The organism is Corallococcus sp. CA054B (assembly GCF_003611625.1).
Lineage (GTDB): Bacteria > Myxococcota > Myxococcia > Myxococcales > Myxococcaceae > Corallococcus > Corallococcus coralloides.
Map to the genome: position 1 here is coordinate 1 of NZ_RAVY01000187.1, position 18,860 is coordinate 18,860.

An 18,860-nucleotide genomic window follows, 5' to 3' on the forward strand; every position below is an offset into this window, starting at 1 on the left:
GGACGAGCCCCCCGCGCCCGAAGCCGCCCCGCCCGCGGCCTCCGTCGCCGTGGCGCGCTGACGGCTTCCGGACACGCGCCCCGTCCCGGCAGCCCGCGCCCCGCCCGCTACTGGACGGAGCGCGTCAGCGCGGTGCGGCGCGCGACAGGGGCCTGAGACTTCGGCTCCCCTCTGAAGGCGCGCGCGGCTAGGGTGGCCCCGTCATGGCCCACCCTTCCGCTGGAAAGCCCCTTTCGCGCGACCTGCTGATCAACCCCGAGAAGCTGCGCGCGCAGTACTACGACGACACGCCCGACGCGTCCGTGGCCGAGCAGCGCGTGGCCTTCGGCACCTCCGGTCACCGGGGAAGCGCCGCGCGCCGGAGCTTCAACGAAGCGCACATCCTCGCGGTAGCGCAGGCCTTGTGCGAGTACCGCAAGCAGCAGGGCTATGACGGCCCGCTCTTCCTGGGCATGGACACGCACGCCCTCTCCGAGCCCGCCCAGCGCACCACGCTGGAGGTGCTGGCCGCCCACGGCGTGGAGGTCCGCTACACGGACGGCGCCACGCCCACGCCGGTCATCTCCCACGCCATCCTCACGTACAACCGGGGCCGCACGCGCGGGCTCGCGGACGGCATCGTCATCACCCCGTCCCACAACCCGCCGGAGGATGGCGGCATCAAGTACAACCCGCCCAACGGCGGCCCCGCCGACACGAACGTCACGTCGCGGGTGGAGAAGCGCGCCAACGAGCTGATGGCCGCGGGCAACAAGGGCGTGCAGCGCGTCCCCTACGAGAAGGCGCGCGCGAGCGCCACGGTGAAGGCGTACGACTTCATCACCCCGTACGTGGCGGACCTGGCGAACGTGGTGGACCTGGACGTCATCCGGGGCGCGAAGCTGAAGCTGGGCGCGGATCCGCTGGGCGGCTCCAACCTCGCGTACTGGGCGCCGCTCGCGGAGAAGTACGGCCTGGACCTCACGGTGGTGAACCCCACCGTGGACCCCACCTTCGGCTTCATGCCCGCGGACCATGACGGGAAGATCCGCATGGACTGCTCGTCGCCGTACGCGATGGCGAACCTGGTGAAGCTCAAGGACCAGTACGCGCTCGCGTTCGGCAACGACACGGACTCCGACCGCCACGGCATCGTCACCCGCAGCATGGGGTTGATGAACCCGAACCACTACCTCGCGGTCGCCATCAACTACCTCTTCCGCAACCGCCCGGGCTGGAAGGCGGACGCGGCGGTGGGCAAGACGCTGGTGAGCAGCAGCCTCATCGACCGCGTGGGCAAGGACCTGGGCCGCCGCGTGGTGGAGGTGCCGGTGGGCTTCAAGTGGTTCGTGGACGGGCTGCTGGACGGATCGCTGGGCTTCGGCGGCGAGGAGAGCGCGGGCGCGTCCTTCCTGCGCAAGGACGGCACCGTGTGGACCACGGACAAGGACGGCATCATCCTGGACCTGCTCGCGGCGGAGATCCTGGCGCGCACCGGCAAGGACCCCGGCGAGCACTACCAGGAGCTGACGAAGAAGTTCGGCGCGCCGCTGTACACGCGCATCGACCAGCCGGCCACGTCCGCGCAGAAGGCCGCGCTGAAGAAGCTGTCGCCAGAGGCGGTGAAGGCCACGTCGCTCGCGGGCGAGCCCATCCTCCAGCGCCTCACGCGCGCGCCCGGCAACAACGCGGAGCTGGGCGGGCTCAAGGTGACGGCGGAGAACGGCTGGTTCGCCGCGCGTCCGTCCGGCACGGAGGACGTGTACAAGATCTACGCGGAGAGCTTCCGCGACCAGGCGCACCTGGACGCCATCGTCCAGGAGGCGCGCGCCATCGTCGCGGAGGCGTTCGCCGGAAAGTAGGCGTGGACTCAGGCGCCTCGCGCGGGCTTCGATGCCGCGCGAGGAGCCCCGCCGCCCATGGAAGTGAAAACCATCCTGCAGTACGTGCTCGCGCTGTTCATGGTCGCCGCGGGGGTGAACCACTTCCTCAAGCCCCGCATGTACATGCGCATCATGCCGCCGTACCTGCCCCGGCCCCGGGAGCTGGTGCTGCTGAGCGGCGTGGCGGAGGTGCTGCTGGGCATCTTCCTGCTGGTGCCCGCCACCACGCGGCTCGCGGCCTGGGGGTTGGTCGCGCTGTTCGTGGCGGTGTTCCCCGCGAACCTCTACATGGCCCAACACCCGGAGCAGTTCCGGAAGATTCCCCGGTCCCTGCTCTGGGCGCGGCTGCCGCTCCAGGTCGTGCTCATCGCGTGGGCGCTCTGGTACGCCTGAGCACGCCGGAGCCTCGTCAACGCCAGAGCGGCGCGTGGTCCTCGATGTACTGGCGCACCGTGCGCGTGGGACGGCCCAGCAGGTTGGTGAGCGTGGGATCCACCTGCTCCGCCTTCCCGAAGCGAAGCCCCACGTGTATCAGCGTCTGCATGCCCAGCTGGCCCCATGACAGCTGGCGCTGGTGCAGGTGGCGCACGTAGCCGGGCACGGACGCGGGCACGTAGCGGATGGGCCGGCCCAGCACCTCCGACAGCACGGACGCGACCTCCTCGAACGTCACCGCCTCCAGCCCGGTGAGCGTGAAGGCGCGGTTGCGCAGCGACGTGTCCAACAGCGCCCGCGCCGCCACCTCGCCCACGTCGCGCACGTCCACGAAGGCCACCTTGCCGTGGCCCGCGGGCATGTAGAGCCGGCCGTCCTGGCGGATGTCCTCGCGGTACGCGTCCCCCAGGTTCTGCGCGAAGAACGCCGGGCGCAGCAGCGTCCACCCGACGTTGGAGCGCATCAGGTGCGTCTCCACCGCGTGGTATGGCGCCCACGCGCGCGTCTCCGCGCCCGCCATGGACAGGAACACCACCTGCTTCACCCCCTGCGTGGCGGCCGCGTCGATGAACGCGGTGAGCGTCCCTTCCGCGTGGGCGATGGCCGGCGGATGCATCAAGAACACGCCCCGCACGCCCTCCAGCGCGGGGAGGAACGTCTCCGGCCGCAGGAAGTCCAGCGGCATGGGCATCACGTCCCCGTCCATCTCCTTGAGCAGCGACACCGTGTGCTCCGGCGACTTCACCGCCGCGCGCACCGCCACCCCTTCGGACAGAAGCGCGCGCACCACCGCACGCCCCACGTTGCCCGTGGGCCCCGTGACGAGCACCGGCCCACTCACCACGGCCAGCCCTCCGTCACCCGCCGACCACGGCCGGCGCCAGACGACGCTCCTGCGCTCATGAGGAACCTCCTCCCGCGACCCGCCACCCCGGAAACCGGCCGGCGACGGGGTGATTCGGACCCACCATGGCGTCCCATTCCCTACGCGTAGAAACGCGCCCCTTTTGATCCGTTGAGGCCTTCGGTCTCAAATTCCGGAAGTTGAGAATGGAGCGTGCGGCAGCCAACACCTCGCGTGTGGGAGGGTCGGCTGCCGAGCACACGGCGGAGGGTGGAGGACGGGCGGGGAGGCGGTGCCCGGCTGGTCGCCCGGTGGAGCATCCGGCCCGCCATCCTTCCTTGACTGATCCGAACCCGCTCTTTAGGTTCAGAGGCTTCCATCGGCTCAAGTCAGAGCCAAGAAGGATGTTCCATGGCTCGCGTTACCGTTGAAGACTGCCTTCCCTACGTGGACAACCGGTTCGCGCTGGTGCTCCTGGGCGCCAAGCGCGCGCGCCAGCTGATGGCCGGCGCCCGGCCCATCATCGAGACCTCGAAGAACAAGCCGCCCGTGCTCGCCCTGCGCGAGGTCGCCACCCAGCGCGTGAAGTTCGACCGCGACGTGCGCGAGGCGCTGTCCGGCAAGTACGTGGGCGAAGAAGCCAAGAAGTAGCCTTCCCGCTCTACCCCGGCTCCTTCCCCTCCATGGGGGGAGGAGCGCCGGGCGCCAGGCCCTGGGCGCGCATCCACCGCAGCGCCCGGCCGGCGACGGCCTTCTCACCCTTGTAGCCCAGCGCCGGAATCAGCCCCTCGAGCGGCATCCAGCGCACCTCGTCCACCTCCACGCGCGGCCCTGGCAGCGGCCCCAATTCCCCCGCCTCGTAGCGGAAGAGGAAGAAGTGGACGCGCTTGAAGATGCGCTGCCCCCGGAACTGGTAGACGTAGCGGATCTCCCCCAGGGGCGCGAGCAGCGCCACGGCGGTGAGGCCCGTCTCCTCCTTCACCTCGCGCCGCGCGGTCTGCTCCGGCGTCTCGCCAGGGTCCACGTGGCCCTTGGGCAGCGCCCAGAGGTGACGCCCGTGCGGACGGATGACGGCGACCTCCCAGGCCCCGTCCTGGAAGCGGATGACGATGCCTCCTGAGGACGCCTCGCGCGGCATGCCTCCACCCTACCCGATGCAGGCGGCGGCCGGGACCCTCAACCGCCGTGCGCGAAGTGGCGCAGCTTGGCCTCCGCCCCCAGCCGGTAGGCATAACGCAGGTCGCCGAGGAGCCGGTCCAACCGCCGGCTCAGGACATGCCCCATGAGCCGCGCGCAGAAGCGCCGGGACAGCCGGTTCGCCTCCTCGTAGCGCCAGCGCTCCTCCACGGACAGCTGGGGCTGGTAGGCCACGCGGTCGAAGAGGCGCCCCAACAGCTCCCGCGCCCACCCGGCCACGCCTTCGCCCCAGCGGTGCATGAGACACACGACGAACTTGTCCACCTCCGCCTGGGCCTCCAGCTCCAGCAGCGACACCGTGCGCTCGTAGTGCGCCGTGTGCGCGACGTAGAGGAAGTGGCTGACGCCTTCGGTCACCTGGCAGTAGCCGTCCAGGTCGCCCTCCAGCACGGAGCCCAGGGGGCTGCCCGCGTAGCGTTCCATCCGCTCGCGCAGGCCGGGGTCCAGGTAGAGCGCCACCTCCAGGCCGCCCCGGGCCTCCATGACGAGCAGCTCCTCCGGCGCGCGCCCGGTGCCGCCCAGGAGCGCGGCGACCTCCGCGTCCACCACCACGAAGGCCTCGGCGCGGGCCTCGCACCGGAAGCCGTAGATGGCCTCCAGGTGGGCCTGGAGGCGCCCCACGAGCGGGAAGTCCCCGGCGTCAGTTGGCAAGCGGCCCCTTGCGCGGGATCCACCCCGCGTCCACCAGCACGCGCTCCAGCTTGTCGTTGCCCGTGCGCACCCAGGACTCGTAGACGCGCAGCGCGCCCGCGGGCCCCGCGCTCACCAGGCCGCGCGCGCTGATCTCCTCCAGCACCTCCACGAGCGAGCGGAACTTGTCGCACAGCTCGCGGTACACGCCGGTGAAGCCGCCCGCGGGCACCAGCTCCGCCACCTGCCCGTAGGCCGCGCCGCCCATCTGGATGTAGTAGTCCGGGCCCACCATCCCCTGCTGCAGCGCGCCGGAGAAGAAGCCGACCTTGTAGAGGGACACGTCGCCCAGCCGCCGCAGCGTGCGGATGCGCTCCTCGCGCTCCTGCTGCAGCGAGCGGTGGTACAGCTCCGCCAGCGGTTCGTGATCCCGCCGGCCCTCCGCGTCACGGCTGAACAGCTTGTCCGTGGCCGCGAACTCCGCCAGCAGGTTCACCAGATAGAACTCGGTGGACTCGCCCAGCGCCACCCGCTGCCGGGCCGCGACCTCCAAGAGGAGCTCCCGGAAGAACTCCTTCAGCGAGGAAGAGGACGTCACCAGTCCGCTCATCGAGCACACCTCCCGGATGAAGCCTGGAAGGCCCCCGGGCCAGCGCCCGGACCTTCCAGGACACGCTTCCGATAAGCGTAGCCACGTCGCACGGCGTCGGCAAAAGGCACTTGAGTCTTATCAAGCACTTACGTTGGCACTCATCCGGGGCGAGTGCCAACGTCCGGACACCCGGCACGGCCTGGCGGGCAGGTGTGACCAGCGGGAATCTTTTTCGGAAAAGCCCAATCAGGACGGGCCTTTAGCGGCATCCGGACAGATGGCCCGACGTCGCTTGACGAGGTGAAGTCCCTGGTTATTATCCGCCGCGCCTGGGCGTTAGCACTCAGCGGGTGCGAGTGCCAACGCCGGGGCCCACAGGACCTTTTCAATCACCCCTGCGGCATCCCGGTCCGGACCTTCCGTCCGCCTCCGGCCGCCGCGATTCACAGGAGCAAGCCATGAAGATTCGTCCCCTGCAGGATCGGCTCATCATCAAGCGCGTCGCCGAGGAGAACAAGACCAAGGGCGGCCTCTTCATCCCCGACACGGCGAAGGAGAAGCCGCTCGAGGGCAAGGTGATCGCCGTCGGCAACGGCAAGGTGCTGGAGGACGGCAAGGTGCGCGCCATGGACATCAAGGCCGGCGACACCATCCTCTTCTCCAAGTACGCGGGCACGGAGATCAAGCTGGACGGCGAGGATCACCTCATCCTCCGCGAAGAGGACGTGCTGGGCATCATCGAGAAGTGAAGCCCGCCGTTCGTCTTCCCACTCCCAACTTCTAGAGGATTCAGACCATGGCGAAGGACATCATTTTCGAAGTGCGCGCGCGTGACGCCATCCTGCGCGGCGTGAACATCCTGGCCGACGCGGTCAAGGTGACCCTGGGGCCCAAGGGCCGCAACGTCGTCATCGAGAAGAGCTTCGGCTCCCCCACCATCACGAAGGACGGCGTGACGGTGGCGAAGGAAATCGAACTGGAGAACAAGTTCGAGAACATGGGCGCCCAGATGGTCAAGGAGGTCGCCTCCAAGACGTCTGACGTCGCGGGTGACGGCACCACCACGGCCACCGTGCTGGCGCAGGCCATCTTCCGCGAGGGCGCGAAGCTGGTCGCCGCGGGCCACAACCCGATGGACATCAAGCGCGGCATCGACAAGGCCGTCGCCGCCATCACCGCCGAGCTGAAGACGCTGGCGAAGCCGACCAAGGGCAACAAGGAGATCGCCCAGGTTGGCACCATCTCCGCGAACGGTGACACCACCATCGGCCAGATCATCGCGGACGCGATGGAGAAGGTCGGCAAGGAGGGCGTCATCACGGTGGAAGAGGCCAAGGGCCTGGACACCACCCTGGACGTCGTCGAGGGCATGCAGTTCGACCGCGGCTACCTGTCCCCGTACTTCGTGACGGATCCGGAGCGCATGGAGGTCGTGCTGAACGACGCCCTCATCCTCATCCACGAGAAGAAGATCTCGTCGATGAAGGACCTGCTCCCCATCCTGGAGCAGGTGGCGCGCGCCGGTAAGCCCCTGCTGATCATCGCCGAGGAGGTCGAGGGCGAGGCCCTGGCCACCCTGGTGGTGAACAAGATCCGCGGCGTGCTGAACGTGGCGGCGGTGAAGGCGCCGGGCTTCGGCGACCGCCGCAAGGCCATGCTGGAGGACATCGCGGTCCTCACCGGCGGCCGGATGATCGCCGAGGACCTGGGCATCAAGCTGGACACGCTGACGCTCCAGGACCTGGGCCGCGCGAAGCGCGTCACCATCGACAAGGACAACACCACGGTCGTCGACGGCGCGGGCAGCCAGTCGGAGATCGAGGCGCGCGTGAAGCAGATCCGCGCCCAGGTGGAGGAGACCTCCAGCGACTACGACCGTGAGAAGCTCCAGGAGCGCCTCGCGAAGCTCGTGGGCGGCGTGGCCGTCATCAACGTGGGCGCCGCGACCGAGACGGAGATGAAGGAGAAGAAGGCCCGCGTGGAGGACGCGCTCAACGCGACCCGCGCGGCCGTGGAAGAGGGCGTCGTCCCTGGCGGCGGCGTGGCCTACATCCGCTGCCTCAAGGCCCTGGAGACCCTGAAGGTCGCCGACGGTGAGAAGTCCGGCGTGGACATCATCCGTCGCTCCGTCGAGGAGCCGCTGCGTCAGATCGTCGGCAACGGCGGCCTGGAGGGCAGCGTGGTGGTGAACAAGGTCAAGGAGGGCACGGGCGCCTTCGGCTTCAACGCCGCCACGGGCACCTACGAGGACCTGCTGGCCGCGGGCGTCATCGACCCGGCCAAGGTGAGCCGCACCGCGCTGCAGAACGCGGCGTCGGTCGCCTCGCTGATGCTCACCACGGAGGCCATGGTCGCCGAGCGCCCGAAGGCGGACGACGACAAGGGCGCCGCCGGCGGTGGCATGGGTGGCATGGGTGGCATGGGCGGTATGGGCGGCATGGGCATGTAGTCGCCCCACCCTTCCCCGCCGCATCAGGGGACGGGATTTGACGGCCTCCGGCGCCCACCAGGGTTTGCCGGGGGCCGTCGTGTTTCAAGGGACCAGGCGCGCGGGAAGTCCGTGGCCACGCGCGCAACGGCCCCTTAGGTTTGGCATCAAGAGACCCGGAGGAAATCCATGAAGCCCGTGAAGATCTACACGACGACCTACTGTGGCTTTTGCGTTCGCGCGAAGGACCTGCTCAAGCGCAAGGGCGTGGCCTACGAAGAGGTGGACGTCACCGGGGACGACGACGCCCGCACGAAGCTGGTGGAAATGAGCGGCGGTCAGCGCACCGTGCCGCAGATCTTCATCGGTGACACGCACGTGGGCGGCTACTCCGACATGGCCGCGCTCGACCGCGAGGGCAAGCTGGACCCCATGCTCCAGGCTTGAGCAGCCAGGCGGCCGGGCCCCGTGCCCGGACGCCACCCGCGTCGCCCGTGCCTACCTTCTCCGTCAAGGCATTCACCCCTTTCACGGGAGGAACACCATGGCGGGCGGACAGGAAGTCACGGGGACCCGGGATGAACACCACGACCTCATCAGCACGCTCTACCACCTGCTCAAGGGCGCGTCGGTGAGCGAGCAGTACCTCCGCGACGCAGAGGCCGCGGGAGATCAGGAGCTGGCGCAGCTCTTCCGCGACTGGCAGGACGAGCAGCGCAACCTGGCCGAGCGCGCCAAGAACCTGCTGGGCGCGCGCATGGTGAACGCGCAGGCCGGCACGGGCCGTGCGGCCGCCTCGGGCGCGGAGTCCAAGGGCGCGAAGCGCAGCAGGGCGAACGCGGAGGTGCCGACGCGCGAGGTGAAGGGCCCCACCAACGCGAGCGTGCGCTCCGGTGGAAGCCCCGGCGACGACGAGGTGGACGAGCAGTCCAAGGAGTCGTTCCCCGCGAGCGACGCACCCGCGAAGTACTGAGGCGCGGGGGAAATCCGGAAGGCAGGCCCGACGTCCCCGGTTGGGGCGGCCGGGCCCCTTCTGTCTTCATCTTCAACGGACGTTTCCGCGTCTACTTGTTCCGCTTGCCCCCTGTGTGCAGTCCCCCCTAAAGAGGCGGGATTCAGGGCGACAAGGGGTGTTTTTGCCCCCCACGCCCCGTTGCGACCAGGGGTTCGTGACCATGATTGACAGACCGGATGTCACCGAAACCGTCCACGCGGAGCGCGAGGCCCAGGCCACCCGCGTTCCCCTTCATGAGTGGACGGTCGAAGTGGTGGGCGGTCCGGACAAGGGCAAGAAGGTCACCACCCAGGACTCGCTGGTGCGCGTGGGTTCCGACGCCGCGGGCGACCTGGTGCTGAGCGACCCGACGGTGAGCCGCCGTCACCTGGAGGTGGAGCGGCTGCCCCAGGGGCTCCTGCTGCGCGACACCGGCAGCCGCAACGGCACGTTCCTCGACGGGCGCCGCATCCTCCAGGCCTTCGTCACCAGCGGCGACAAGGTGGAGCTGGGCAAGACGAAGCTCGCGGTGAAGGTGGCCGCGCGCGCGACGGAGGTGGAGGTCGCCGGCGCGGAGTCCTTCGGGCAGCTGGTGGGCAGCTCGGAGAAGATGCGCTGGGTCTTCACGGAATTGCGCCGCATCGCGCGTGAGGACATGAACCTGCTCGTCGAGGGTGAGACGGGCACGGGCAAGGAGCTGGCCGCGCGGGCGGTGCATCAGTACTCGCTGCGCCGCCACGGCGCCTTCAAGGTCGTGGACTGCAACCTCATCTCCGAGGAGAAGGCGGAGCGCGAGCTGTTTGGGGGCTTGCGCGCCGGGGAGAACGAGGACAAGGGCGCGCGCGGCATCTTCGAGGCGGCGCGCGGCGGCACCCTCTTCCTGGACGAGGTGGGCGAATTGCCCCTGTCCGTGCAGGGCAAGCTCTTGCGCGTGCTGGAGACGCGCGAGGTGCCGTCCCTGGACGGGCAGCCGGTGGCGGTGGACGTGCGCGTCATCGCCTCCACGCACCGCAACCTGGAGGAGGACGTGCGCCAGGGCCGCTTCCGGGCGGACCTCTACTTCCGGCTCGCGGTGGCGCGCGTGAAGCTGCCGCCCCTGCGCACCCGCCGCGACGACATCCCCACGCTGTCGCAGGCCCTGTCGCGCGGCATGAAGGCCGCGCTGGAATTGACGCCGCAGACGCTGGCCCTCTTCGAGGGCTACGACTGGCCGGGCAACGTGCGCGAGCTGCGCAACGTGCTGGAGCGCGGCGCGCTGATGCAGGAGACGGGCAACACCAGCTGGCTGGACTTCCTGGCGCACGCGCCCAAGCGCACGGAAGGCACGGAGCCCGCCACCAACGTGGCCGCCATCGTCACCGGCATGCCGTACCACGAAGCAAAGGACCGGGTGCTCGCGGACTTCGAGCGGCTGTACTTCGCGGAAGTCATGCGCGAGGTGGCCTTCGACATGAAGGCCGCGGAGCAGCGCACCGGTCTGTCCATGCAGAGCCTCTACCGCCTGTTGAAGAAGAACGGGCTCCGCCTCAAGGACCTCAAGAACGCCGAGGGCCTGGAGAAGTGAGCGCCCGACCGCAGTCCCCACCACCCCAACCGGGAGAAAGCCTCACCATGCTGAAGCGTCTCGCCGTCGCCTCCGTCATCCTCACCGCCGCCTGTGCGGGCCAGCAGAAGACCGACGCCGCCGAAGGTCAGAAGCAGATGACCAAGGAAGAGCGGCTGCGCATCACCAACCAGCCTCCGTTCGACCTGGCGACCTGCTTCCCGCACGAGCAGACCCTGCCCTCCCCCGCCAACGAGGGTGTCCTCGTGGGCGCGCTCCTGAGCGTCCGCCCGGACGTGCTGGAGTGCCTGGTGGATCCGGCCAACCGCGGCCCGGCGGCCAGCACCAAGGTGATGGTGAAGTCCACCGTCAACGCCCAGGGCGCCACGCACGCCGTCTCCGGTGAGAACCTCACCCCGGCCGGCACGGCCTGCATCCAGCAGGTGCTGGACACGCACGTGAAGCCCGCGGCGCTGGCGGCGGACGCGAAGCCGGTGGAGGCCTCGTACGAGTACGACCACGCCACCGCCAACAACCCCTCCGTCACCATGGGCATCAACGAGGGCTCGGACTTCTCCGGCACGGTGCGCCTGGCGCAGAAGGGCTGGTGCGACTGCTACGCCGGCTTCAAGGCGTCCACGCCGCCGGTGCTGAGCGCGGACATCCACATCGTGAAGGGTCAGCCCACCCCGACGGAGGTCGTCTTCAAGCCCTCCGGCAGCACGGAAGGCGACCAGCTGGCGTCCTGCATGCAGGCGAAGATCGCCGCCATGCCGGCGACGACGTCGGGCGAGCTGAAGTTCCCGTTCCGCTTCGTGTTCTTCAACTCGCAGGCCCCGGTGGAGGCCTCCGCGAGCATGCCGCCGGAGCTGCGCTTCTTCCAGCTGGAGCTGGCGCGCACCCAGACGGCCGCCGCGTCCGCCATCGCCTTCGGCGCGCGCACCAACGCGGCGGACACGTATGACGCCGTCGTGCAGAAGTACACCAAGACGAAGGACTACAAGCTCTTCGACGAGCTGTCCTCCAAGTGCCAGGCGCTGGTGGACTCGGCCACCAAGTGGGTGGACGCGCTCAAGGCGCAGGAGACGGTGGACCAGACGACCCTGACGCTGGTGCAGCAGCTCAAGGCCCAGAAGGAAGACTGGGCCCCGGTGGAGACCGCCAGCCAGGAGGCCCTCGCCAACACCCAGAAGGACCTCTCCGCCGCCCAGCAGCGTCTGGCCGCGGACCAGGGCGCCTGCCCGAAGAAGAGCTACTCGCCGGCGAAGAAGAAGTAGTCCTTCGACGTCGAGCCGCTGAAATGACAACGGGCGCTCCGGGGAACATCCCGGGGCGCCCGTCTTCTTTTCGGCGTTGGGGCCCCGAAGGGCCCTGCCCTGCCGCCGGCCTTACGACGCGGCGGGGACCTTGTCGTCGTTGTGCGCGGAGGCCTCGCGCATCTTCACGCTGACGAGCTTGGAGATGCCGGGCTCCTCCATGGTGACGCCGTAGAGCGTGTCGGCGATTTCCATGGTGCGCTTGTTGTGGGTGATGAGGATGAACTGCGACTGGCGGCTCATCTCCTTCACCATGTCGTTGTAGCGGCCCACGTTGCCCTCATCCAGCGGGGCGTCGACCTCGTCCAGGAGGCAGAAGGGGGTGGGCTTGATGAGGAAGATGCCGAAGATGAGCGCCACGGCGGTGAGGGCCTTCTCGCCACCGGAGAGCAGGTTGACGCTCTGGAGCTTCTTGCCCGGCGGCTGGGCCACGATTTCCACGCCCGGCTCACCGTTGGGGCCCTCCTGCGTGAGGATGAGGCTGGCGCGGCCACCGCCGAACAGGCGCGGGAAGATGGCCTGGAACTTGTCGTTCACCACGTCGAAGGTCTGCTTGAAGCGCTCGCGGCTCGTCGCGTCGATGCGGACGATGGCTTCCTTCAGCTGGCTGATGGACGCCTGGAGGTCCTGACGCTGGGCGGAGAGGAACTCGAAGCGCTTGGACAGCTCCGCGTGCTCGTCGATGGCGGTGAGGTTGATCTCCCCCATCTTCTCCACCTGCGCGCGCAGGTCCTTGAGCTCGCTCTCCACTTCCGGCGAGAGCGGCGCCAGCAGGTGGTAGTTGTGCAGCTCCGCGGACAGCTCCAGCTGGTAGCGCTCGCGGATGCCGGCGGCCAGGTGCTCCAGCTCCAGGCCAATCTCCTTCTCGCGCAGGGTGATCTGCGACAGGCCCTGCATGAGCTCATCCAGCCGGCCGCGCAGCTCGCGGAAGGCGGTGTCCTGCTCGCGCACCTCGGCGGTGGCGGTGGTGTGCGCGGTGCGGCGGGCCTCCAGGGCCTCCGCGGCCACGCGGTGCTCCTCCGCCCGCTGCTCCTTGGTGGACTCCAGCTCCGCGAGCCGGCCCTGCAGCGTCTCCACCTTGGCGCGGCCCTCCGTCACCGTGGCCTGCAGGCGGCTGACGCGCGCCTCCATGTCCCGGCGCTGCGCCACCAGGCTCTCCAGCTCCTTGCGCGCGGACTCGCCGCGCTCGCTGCCGGCGGCCACCTTCACGCGCAGGCCCATCAGGTCCGAGGACGCCGTGTCCGCGCGCTGGCGCAGGCCTTCCAGCTCGCCCGCGTACTGGCGCACGCGCTCCTCGCGCGCCTCGCGGTCCGCCTGGCCGTGGGCCACCTCGCCGCGGCTGGACTCTTCCTCGTTGGCGAGCGCGGTGTGGCTCTGCGACAGCTGGCCCTCCTCGCCCTCCAGCGAGCGCAGCCGCTCGCGCACCCGGGCCAGGTCCTCGCTCGCCTTGTGGAGGTCCTTCTCCTGGCTGGCCAGGTTGACCTCCTCCGCGTGCTGCTCCTTGCCCAGGCCCTTGAGGACGGCCTCCGCCTGCCCCATCTGCTTCTGGAGCGTGTAGTGGCGGGTCAGGATCTCGTTGTAGCGCTCCTCCACCCGGGCCACTTCGGCCGCCAGCTCCGCGATCTCGCGCTTCTTCTGGAGCGCGCCCACGGCCGCGCCTTCACGCTCGCCGCCGGTGATGGAGCCGTCCGCGCGGAACACCTCGCCGTCCAGCGTGACGAGCGTGACGGGTACGGGGGTGGCCTCCGCGTACTCGCGCGCGGCGACCAGGTCCTGGACGATGACCACGTCGCCCAGGAGCAGCTTGAGCACCGGCTCCAGCGCGGGCTCGCAGGACACTTCCTTCAGCGCGTGCGCCAGCACCCCCGGGCGCGAGAGGTCCGGCTCCACGTAGGCCCGGGCCTGCTCGCCGGAGGGCAGCGGCAGGAAGGTGCCGCGCCCTTCGGCGTGGCCCTTCAGGTACTCCACCAGCTCCACGCCCTTCTCGCGGCTGTCCACGATGACGTGCTGGAGCCGCTCACCCAGGGCGGCCTCCACCGCGCGCTCGTAGCGCGCGTTGGTGACCGTGAGGACGTCCGCCACCAGGCCGAAGATGCCCTGCTCGCGGGCGGCCTCCGCGGCGCGCACCATGACGGCGCGCACGCCCCGGTCGAAGCCGTCGTAGTTCTTCTGGATGTCCTCCAGGGAGGACAGGCGGCTGCGCTTGTCGCTCAGCTCCTCGCGCAGCGCGATGACCTGGACCTCGTTCTCCGTGAAGGCCTCGCGCGTGCGGGTGAGGGCCTCCTCCTCCTGGCCCCGGCGCTCGGCCAGCTCGGAGGCCAGGTGGCGCGTGTCCTCCACGTGCTTCGCCGCCTGGGTGCGCACGGCGTCCAGCTCCTGCTCCTGGACGCGCAGGGCCTCCAGCTCACCACCCAGCTTCGCGCGGCGCGCCTCCAGGTCCGTGCGCTGGCGCGCGAGGTTGACCAGGTTGCTCTCGTGGTTCGCCAGGCGCGTGGCCACGGCGACCAGCCCCGCCCGCTCCTGCTCCAGGCGCAGGGAGATCTCCGTCTGGAGCACGGAGACGCGGCGCTGCTCCTCCAGGGCCACCGCCATGGCCACTTCGTCTTCCTTGTACGAGCCGGCGATGCCCGACAGCTCCGCCTCGCGGGCCGTCATGGTCTGCACGACCTCGGCCTGCCGCGCGAGCAGCGCGTCCAGCTCCGCCTGCGCGGACGCCACGCGCGTGCCCGTCTCCTCGAAGTCGCGCCGGCCGTAGGACAGCTCCTGCGCCTCGCGCTGCAGGGCGCTCTCCAGCGCGTGCACCTCACCGGCGTACTGCTGGAGGGCCGCCCCTTCCGCGTCCAGCTCCGCGCGGCGCCGGGTGATGACCTCCTCCAGCTCCTTCACCTTGTCCAGGCCCTCGCGCTCCTCGCCGCCCAGGTTCTCCAGGCGAGACTGGAGCACGCGCTTCTCCGCCATCAGCTCCAGCGAGCGGTGGCTGGTGGAGTGCAGATCAATCTCCCGCATGCGCGCCTTGAGCTTGCGGTACTTCTCCGCCTTCTTCGCCTGGCGCGACAGCGTGTCGAGCCGCTTCTCCAGCTCGCCGGTGATGTCGTTGACGCGCAGGAGGTTGGCCTCGGTGGCCTCCATCTTGCGCTCGGCGGCCTTGCGGCGGGCCTTGTACTTGGTGACGCCCGCGGCCTCCTCCAGGAGGTGCCGGCGGTCCTCCGGCTTGCTGGAGACGATGAGGCCCACGCGGCCCTGCTCGATGATGGAGTAGGCCTTGGTGCCCACGCCCGTGCCGAGGAACAGCTCGGTGATGTCCAGCAGGCGGCAGAGGGTCTTGTTGATGAGGTACTCGGAGTCGCCGTTGCGGAACAGGCGCCGCGTCACGGTGATCTCACTGAAGCCCTGGTACTGCGGCGCCAGCGTGTCCGTGTCGTCCACGAGGAAGGTGAGCGACACCTCCGCCATGGACAGGGGCGGCTTGTTCTCCGAGCCGTTGAAGATGACGTCTTCCATGCCGCGGCCGCGCAGGTTCTTCGCGCTCTGCTCGCCCATCACCCAGCGGATGGCGTCCACGACGTTGGATTTGCCACACCCATTGGGGCCGACGACGCCCGTGACGCCCTCGTCGAAGGAGAAGACGCTCCGCTCCATGAACGACTTGAAGCCGGTGATGTCCAGGCGCTTGATTCGCATGCCAGCGGTTCTCCCAACAGGCCGTCGCGAGACGGGGTGAAAACGCGCGCGAGGCCGGAAAATCGGCTCCGCAGCGTTCGGCAGGAGTACCAACGCACCCCACCGCGGATCAAGCGTGACCATGCCACGCATGACCCTATGTCTAGTGCTACAGGCCGGTAGGTGAGCGAGCTTGCGTCACCCTTGCAAAGCAGCCGGCCCACCCTACCTTCCTCTTGATCTTTCTGGAGGCGTCCTACGTTTCAGCCCTTGCTTGCCATGTCGCTCCTCGTGGGCGCGTCCCCGACGTCCCAGGTAGCACCCCGGTCTGACATGGTCGCGGCGGCGGCGCCGGCCCCCTGTCCGAACCCCTGGTTCCCCATGGAGGAAGGCCTGTCGCTGACCTACCGGGCGGGCCGCTCCTCGGAGCTGGTGCTGGCGACGAAGGACGTGGCGCCCAACCCGGACGGAACGGTGAAGGCCACGCTGGCGGTGAGCCTCAAGGGGCGCAGCGGCCAGACGGACCTGACCTGCGATTCCGAAGGTGTCCGCACGGGCCTGGGCGGCCTGGAGGGCACGCTCCTGTCCGCGTCCGGCATGGACGTTCAGGTGGTGAACGCGGAGGGCGCGGCCGTGCCGGCGCCGTCCGTGATGGTCCCCGGGGGCACCTGGAAGAACAGCCTGTCGGTGAAGCTCCAGCCGCCGGCCAGGAAGGGCGGCCTGCGCCCCACCATCGCCACGACCTTCGACAAGGAGGCCACGGTGGTGGGCGAGGAGGAGATCACCGTCGCGGCGGGGACCTTCAAGGCGCTGAAGATCAAGAACATCACCACGGCCCGCGCCAGCCGCCCCGGCGCGGAGGGGCGCTCCATGGAGAGCTTCATGTGGTTCGCGCCGGACGTGGGCATCCTGAAGCTGACCACGGACGGAGAGACGAACCTGGAGCTGCTCAAGGTGGACCGCCCCAACGCCAAGGTGAAGCCGGCGGCCATCCAGGGCGGCGCGAAGAAGAAGGCCGTGAAGCCCACCAAGAGCTAGCGCTTCACCCCGTCTCGCCGGAGGGCACGGGCGGCTCCGCGGGGCGGCTGCCGTCCTTGGGCAGCGCCGTGGGGCGCGACTGCGGCTCCACCGTGACGCGCACCACGCGGGGGCCGTCCACCTCCTCCACGAGGATGCGCCACATGTCGAGCTTGAGGCTGTCGCCCGTCTCCGGCACCCGGCCCAGCTTCGTCATCAGGTAGCCGGCGATGGTGGTCACCTCGCCCTTCTCGTCGTCGCTCAGGTCGAAGGTGACGTCCAGCTGGGCCTCCAGGTCGTCCAGCTGCGCGGTGCCGGGCAGTTCGAAGCGGCCTCCGGGCAGCGCCCGCACCTCCTCCACGCGCCGGCCCAGCTCCGCCACGTCACCCACCACCTCCGCCACCACGTCCGCGATGGTGACGAGCCCGGACGTGCCGCCGTGCTCGTCCACCACCATGGCGATCTGCCGGCGCCGGCGGCGGAACTCCGCCAACAGCTGCTCCAGCGTCGCGTTCTCCGGGATGAAGAGCACCGGGCGCTGCACCTGCGACAGGCTGCGCAGCTCGCCGCGCGACAGGAGGAAGAACAGGTCCTTCACGTTCACCACGCCCTCGACCTCGTCGAGGTTGCCCCGGCACACCGGCAGCCACGTGTGCCCGGACGCCCGCGCGTCGATGACGTTCCGGTCCAGCGCCTCCTCCACGTCCAGGTAGCGCATCTGGTTGCGAGGGACCATCACCTGCCGCGCCGTCTTCTGCGCCATCTCCAGCGCGCGCTCCAACAGCTCCGCGCGCGCCGTGGTGATGGCGCCGGCCTGCGCGGAGCTGTGCAGGATGACGCGCAGCTCGTCCTCGTTGGTGGCCTCGTGCGTCTCGCTGGCGGAGTGCAGGCCAAAGGCCTTGAGCACCAGCCCCGCCAGCCAGTTGAGCAGCCGGATGGCCGGGTAGAAGAGGAAGTAGAACGCGCGCATGGGCAGCGCCACCGCGAGCGTCGTCTGCTCCGCGCGCTGGATGGCGACGCTCTTGGGCGCCAGCTCCCCCATCACGATGTGCAGGAACGTGATGATGCTGAAGCCGATGATGCCCGCGGCCGTGGAGCCGTACTTCGCCGCCATCGCCTCCGGCAGCACCTTCTCCACCACCGGGTGCAGCAGGTGTTCGAACGCGGGCTCACCCAGCCAGCCCAGGCCCAGCGACGCGAGCGTGATGCCGAACTGCGTGGCGGACAGGTACGCGTCCAGCTCGCTCACCATCTTCAGGGCCGTGGCCGCGCCGGGCGTGCCCTCGTCCACCAGGGACTGCAGGCGCGTGGCGCGGATCTTCACGATGGCGAACTCCGTCGCCACGAAGAAGCCGTTCGCGACGACCAGCAGCAGCGCCAGCCCCAGGAAAACCCATTCCATGTGTGATTCCCTCAGAAGAGGGCTTCGAAGTCCGGATCGCCCTTGAGCACGTCGAACATGGGGTCCGCGGACAGCCACCCCAGGACCTTCTGCCGGTCCGCCGCCAGCGCCTTCTGCAGGTACTGGACGGCGTCCTTCGGACGGCCCCACAGCGCGTACAGCGCCGCCAGGTTGTAGTTGAGCAGGAGGTCTTCCGCGTTGAGCGCCCGGGCGCGCTCATAGGCGCGCTCCGCTTCCGCGTAGAAGCCCTTCTGGGCGTAGCAGATGCCCAGGTCCAGCTGCGCCTCGAAGTTGTCCGGCTCCAGCCGCACCACTTCCTTCAGCTGGGTGATGGAGGAGCGGTAGTCCCCCTCATCCATCATCAGCGCCGCCAGCTCGTGCCGGGGGAAGGCGTCCTGCGGGTCCAGCTCGATGGCGGACTGCAGCTCCCGCATCGCCTCCTCCACCCGCCCCTGGTCCGCGTAGGTGAGCCCCAGGTTGAGGTGGGCGTCCGGGTACTCCGGATCCAGCTCGATGGCTTCCTTGTACTCCTCCACGGCCATCTCGCTGGCGTGGGTGGAGAGGAAGCAGGCCAGGTTGTAGTGCGCGGTGGCGCTCTCCGGCTCCAGCTTGAGCGCGGTGAGGTACTCGCCCAGCGCCTCGCGGAACTGCTTCTTCTCCGCGTAGACCGTGGCCAGGTTGTCGTGCGCGTGCGCCGACGTGGGGTCCAGGTCGATGGCCTTCTTGAACTCCTTGATGGCCTCGTCGAGCCAGCCCCGGTCCGCCAGCTCGATGCCGCGGGTGTTGTGCTCGTCGGACAGAGCGATGTTGTCCTTTTCCCGGGCCATGAGCGCGCGGCAATCTACGCGTCGCGCGTTTCCCCGTGCAAGGTAGAGTTTCCCCTTGCCCATGCGCCACGCCGCCCTGCTGCTCCTGCTGTCGCTTTCCGCCTGTCACCCCC

17 protein-coding genes are annotated in these 18,860 nt (G+C 69.5%); 10 read left to right on the forward strand and 7 right to left on the reverse strand.

All coding sequences use genetic code 11. The annotated features are described in order from the left end of the window. The first annotated feature begins 203 nt into the window (after nt 1-203). Together pgm and D7V80_RS32500 are read left to right on the forward strand one after the other, a co-directional pair. A complete protein-coding gene (gene pgm, locus D7V80_RS32495; RefSeq protein ID WP_120591814.1) occupies nt 204-1,841 on the forward strand; it encodes a phosphoglucomutase (alpha-D-glucose-1,6-bisphosphate-dependent) in 1,638 nt (545 codons plus the stop codon). A 57-nt stretch (nt 1,842-1,898) separates the two neighbouring features. Then, nucleotides 1,899-2,255: a DoxX family protein gene (locus D7V80_RS32500; RefSeq protein ID WP_120591815.1), complete on the forward strand. Its 357-nt coding sequence runs from the start codon at nt 1,899-1,901 to the stop codon at nt 2,253-2,255. A gap of 16 nt (nt 2,256-2,271) precedes the next feature. Here the strand turns inward: D7V80_RS32500 and D7V80_RS32505 are convergent, their stop codons facing one another. Beyond that, nucleotides 2,272-3,141: an SDR family oxidoreductase gene (locus D7V80_RS32505; protein WP_199738912.1), complete on the reverse strand. Its 870-nt coding sequence runs from the start codon at nt 3,139-3,141 to the stop codon at nt 2,272-2,274. A gap of 411 nt (nt 3,142-3,552) precedes the next feature. Between D7V80_RS32505 and rpoZ the strand changes: the two genes are divergently transcribed. Further along, nucleotides 3,553-3,792 carry a DNA-directed RNA polymerase subunit omega gene (gene rpoZ / locus D7V80_RS32510; protein ID WP_014395366.1) on the forward strand — a complete coding sequence of 80 codons (240 nt, stop codon included), beginning with the start codon at nt 3,553-3,555 and terminating at the stop codon, nt 3,790-3,792. 10 nt (nt 3,793-3,802) lie between these two features. Here the strand turns inward: rpoZ and D7V80_RS32515 are convergent, their stop codons facing one another. From D7V80_RS32515 to D7V80_RS32525, 3 genes are read right to left on the reverse strand one after another with little or no spacing between them, the layout of a single operon-like run. After that, nucleotides 3,803-4,279, reverse strand: a complete 477-nt coding sequence (locus D7V80_RS32515) for an NUDIX hydrolase (protein WP_120576018.1) — start codon at nt 4,277-4,279, stop codon at nt 3,803-3,805. Between the two features lie 38 nt (nt 4,280-4,317). Beyond that, nucleotides 4,318-4,989 (reverse strand): hypothetical protein, encoded by a 672-nt coding sequence (locus D7V80_RS32520; RefSeq protein WP_120591816.1) that lies wholly within the window; start codon nt 4,987-4,989, stop codon nt 4,318-4,320. Next, a complete protein-coding gene (locus D7V80_RS32525; RefSeq protein WP_120591817.1) occupies nt 4,979-5,578 on the reverse strand; it encodes a hypothetical protein in 600 nt (199 codons plus the stop codon). Before D7V80_RS32525 ends, D7V80_RS32520 begins: the two co-directional genes overlap by 11 nt. A 440-nt stretch (nt 5,579-6,018) precedes the next feature. Here D7V80_RS32525 and groES point away from each other — a divergent pair, with 440 nt between their 5' ends. From groES to D7V80_RS32555, 6 genes are all read left to right on the forward strand, one after another. Then, nucleotides 6,019-6,309 (forward strand): co-chaperone GroES, encoded by a 291-nt coding sequence (groES, locus tag D7V80_RS32530; RefSeq protein ID WP_014395362.1) that lies wholly within the window; start codon nt 6,019-6,021, stop codon nt 6,307-6,309. Nucleotides 6,310-6,356: 47 nt separating this feature from the next. Beyond that, nucleotides 6,357-8,009: a chaperonin GroEL gene (gene groL, locus D7V80_RS32535; protein WP_120591818.1), complete on the forward strand. Its 1,653-nt coding sequence runs from the start codon at nt 6,357-6,359 to the stop codon at nt 8,007-8,009. A gap of 168 nt (nt 8,010-8,177) precedes the next feature. After that, nucleotides 8,178-8,435: a glutaredoxin 3 gene (gene grxC / locus D7V80_RS32540; protein ID WP_120591819.1), complete on the forward strand. Its 258-nt coding sequence runs from the start codon at nt 8,178-8,180 to the stop codon at nt 8,433-8,435. A gap of 97 nt (nt 8,436-8,532) precedes the next feature. After that, nucleotides 8,533-8,961, forward strand: coding sequence for a hypothetical protein (locus D7V80_RS32545; RefSeq protein ID WP_120591820.1), 429 nt, complete (start codon nt 8,533-8,535; stop codon nt 8,959-8,961). Nucleotides 8,962-9,163: 202 nt separating this feature from the next. Next, complete coding sequence (locus D7V80_RS32550) at nt 9,164-10,546, forward strand: sigma 54-interacting transcriptional regulator (RefSeq protein ID WP_120591821.1); 1,383 nt, start codon at nt 9,164-9,166, stop codon at nt 10,544-10,546. 47 nt (nt 10,547-10,593) lie between these two features. After that, the gene (locus D7V80_RS32555) at nt 10,594-11,802 is read left to right on the forward strand and encodes a hypothetical protein (RefSeq protein ID WP_120591822.1); all 1,209 of its coding nucleotides are present in this window, start codon (nt 10,594-10,596) and stop codon (nt 11,800-11,802) included. A gap of 111 nt (nt 11,803-11,913) precedes the next feature. Here D7V80_RS32555 and smc read toward each other — a convergent pair whose 3' ends face one another. Beyond that, nucleotides 11,914-15,522 (reverse strand): chromosome segregation protein SMC, encoded by a 3,609-nt coding sequence (gene smc / locus D7V80_RS32560; RefSeq protein WP_120591823.1) that lies wholly within the window; start codon nt 15,520-15,522, stop codon nt 11,914-11,916. A gap of 312 nt (nt 15,523-15,834) precedes the next feature. On the opposite strand from smc, the gene D7V80_RS32565 reads away from it, so the two are divergent. Continuing rightward, a complete protein-coding gene (locus D7V80_RS32565) occupies nt 15,835-16,539 on the forward strand; it encodes a hypothetical protein (RefSeq protein WP_120591826.1) in 705 nt (234 codons plus the stop codon). A 4-nt stretch (nt 16,540-16,543) separates the two neighbouring features. Here D7V80_RS32565 and D7V80_RS32570 read toward each other — a convergent pair whose 3' ends face one another. Continuing rightward, nucleotides 16,544-17,920: a hemolysin family protein gene (locus D7V80_RS32570; RefSeq protein ID WP_120591824.1), complete on the reverse strand. Its 1,377-nt coding sequence runs from the start codon at nt 17,918-17,920 to the stop codon at nt 16,544-16,546. An 11-nt stretch (nt 17,921-17,931) separates the two neighbouring features. After that, on the reverse strand, nt 17,932-18,747 hold the full coding sequence (locus tag D7V80_RS32575; RefSeq protein WP_014395349.1) for a lipopolysaccharide assembly protein LapB: 816 nt from the start codon (nt 18,745-18,747) through the stop codon (nt 17,932-17,934). Between the last annotated feature and the right edge of the window lie 113 nt (nt 18,748-18,860).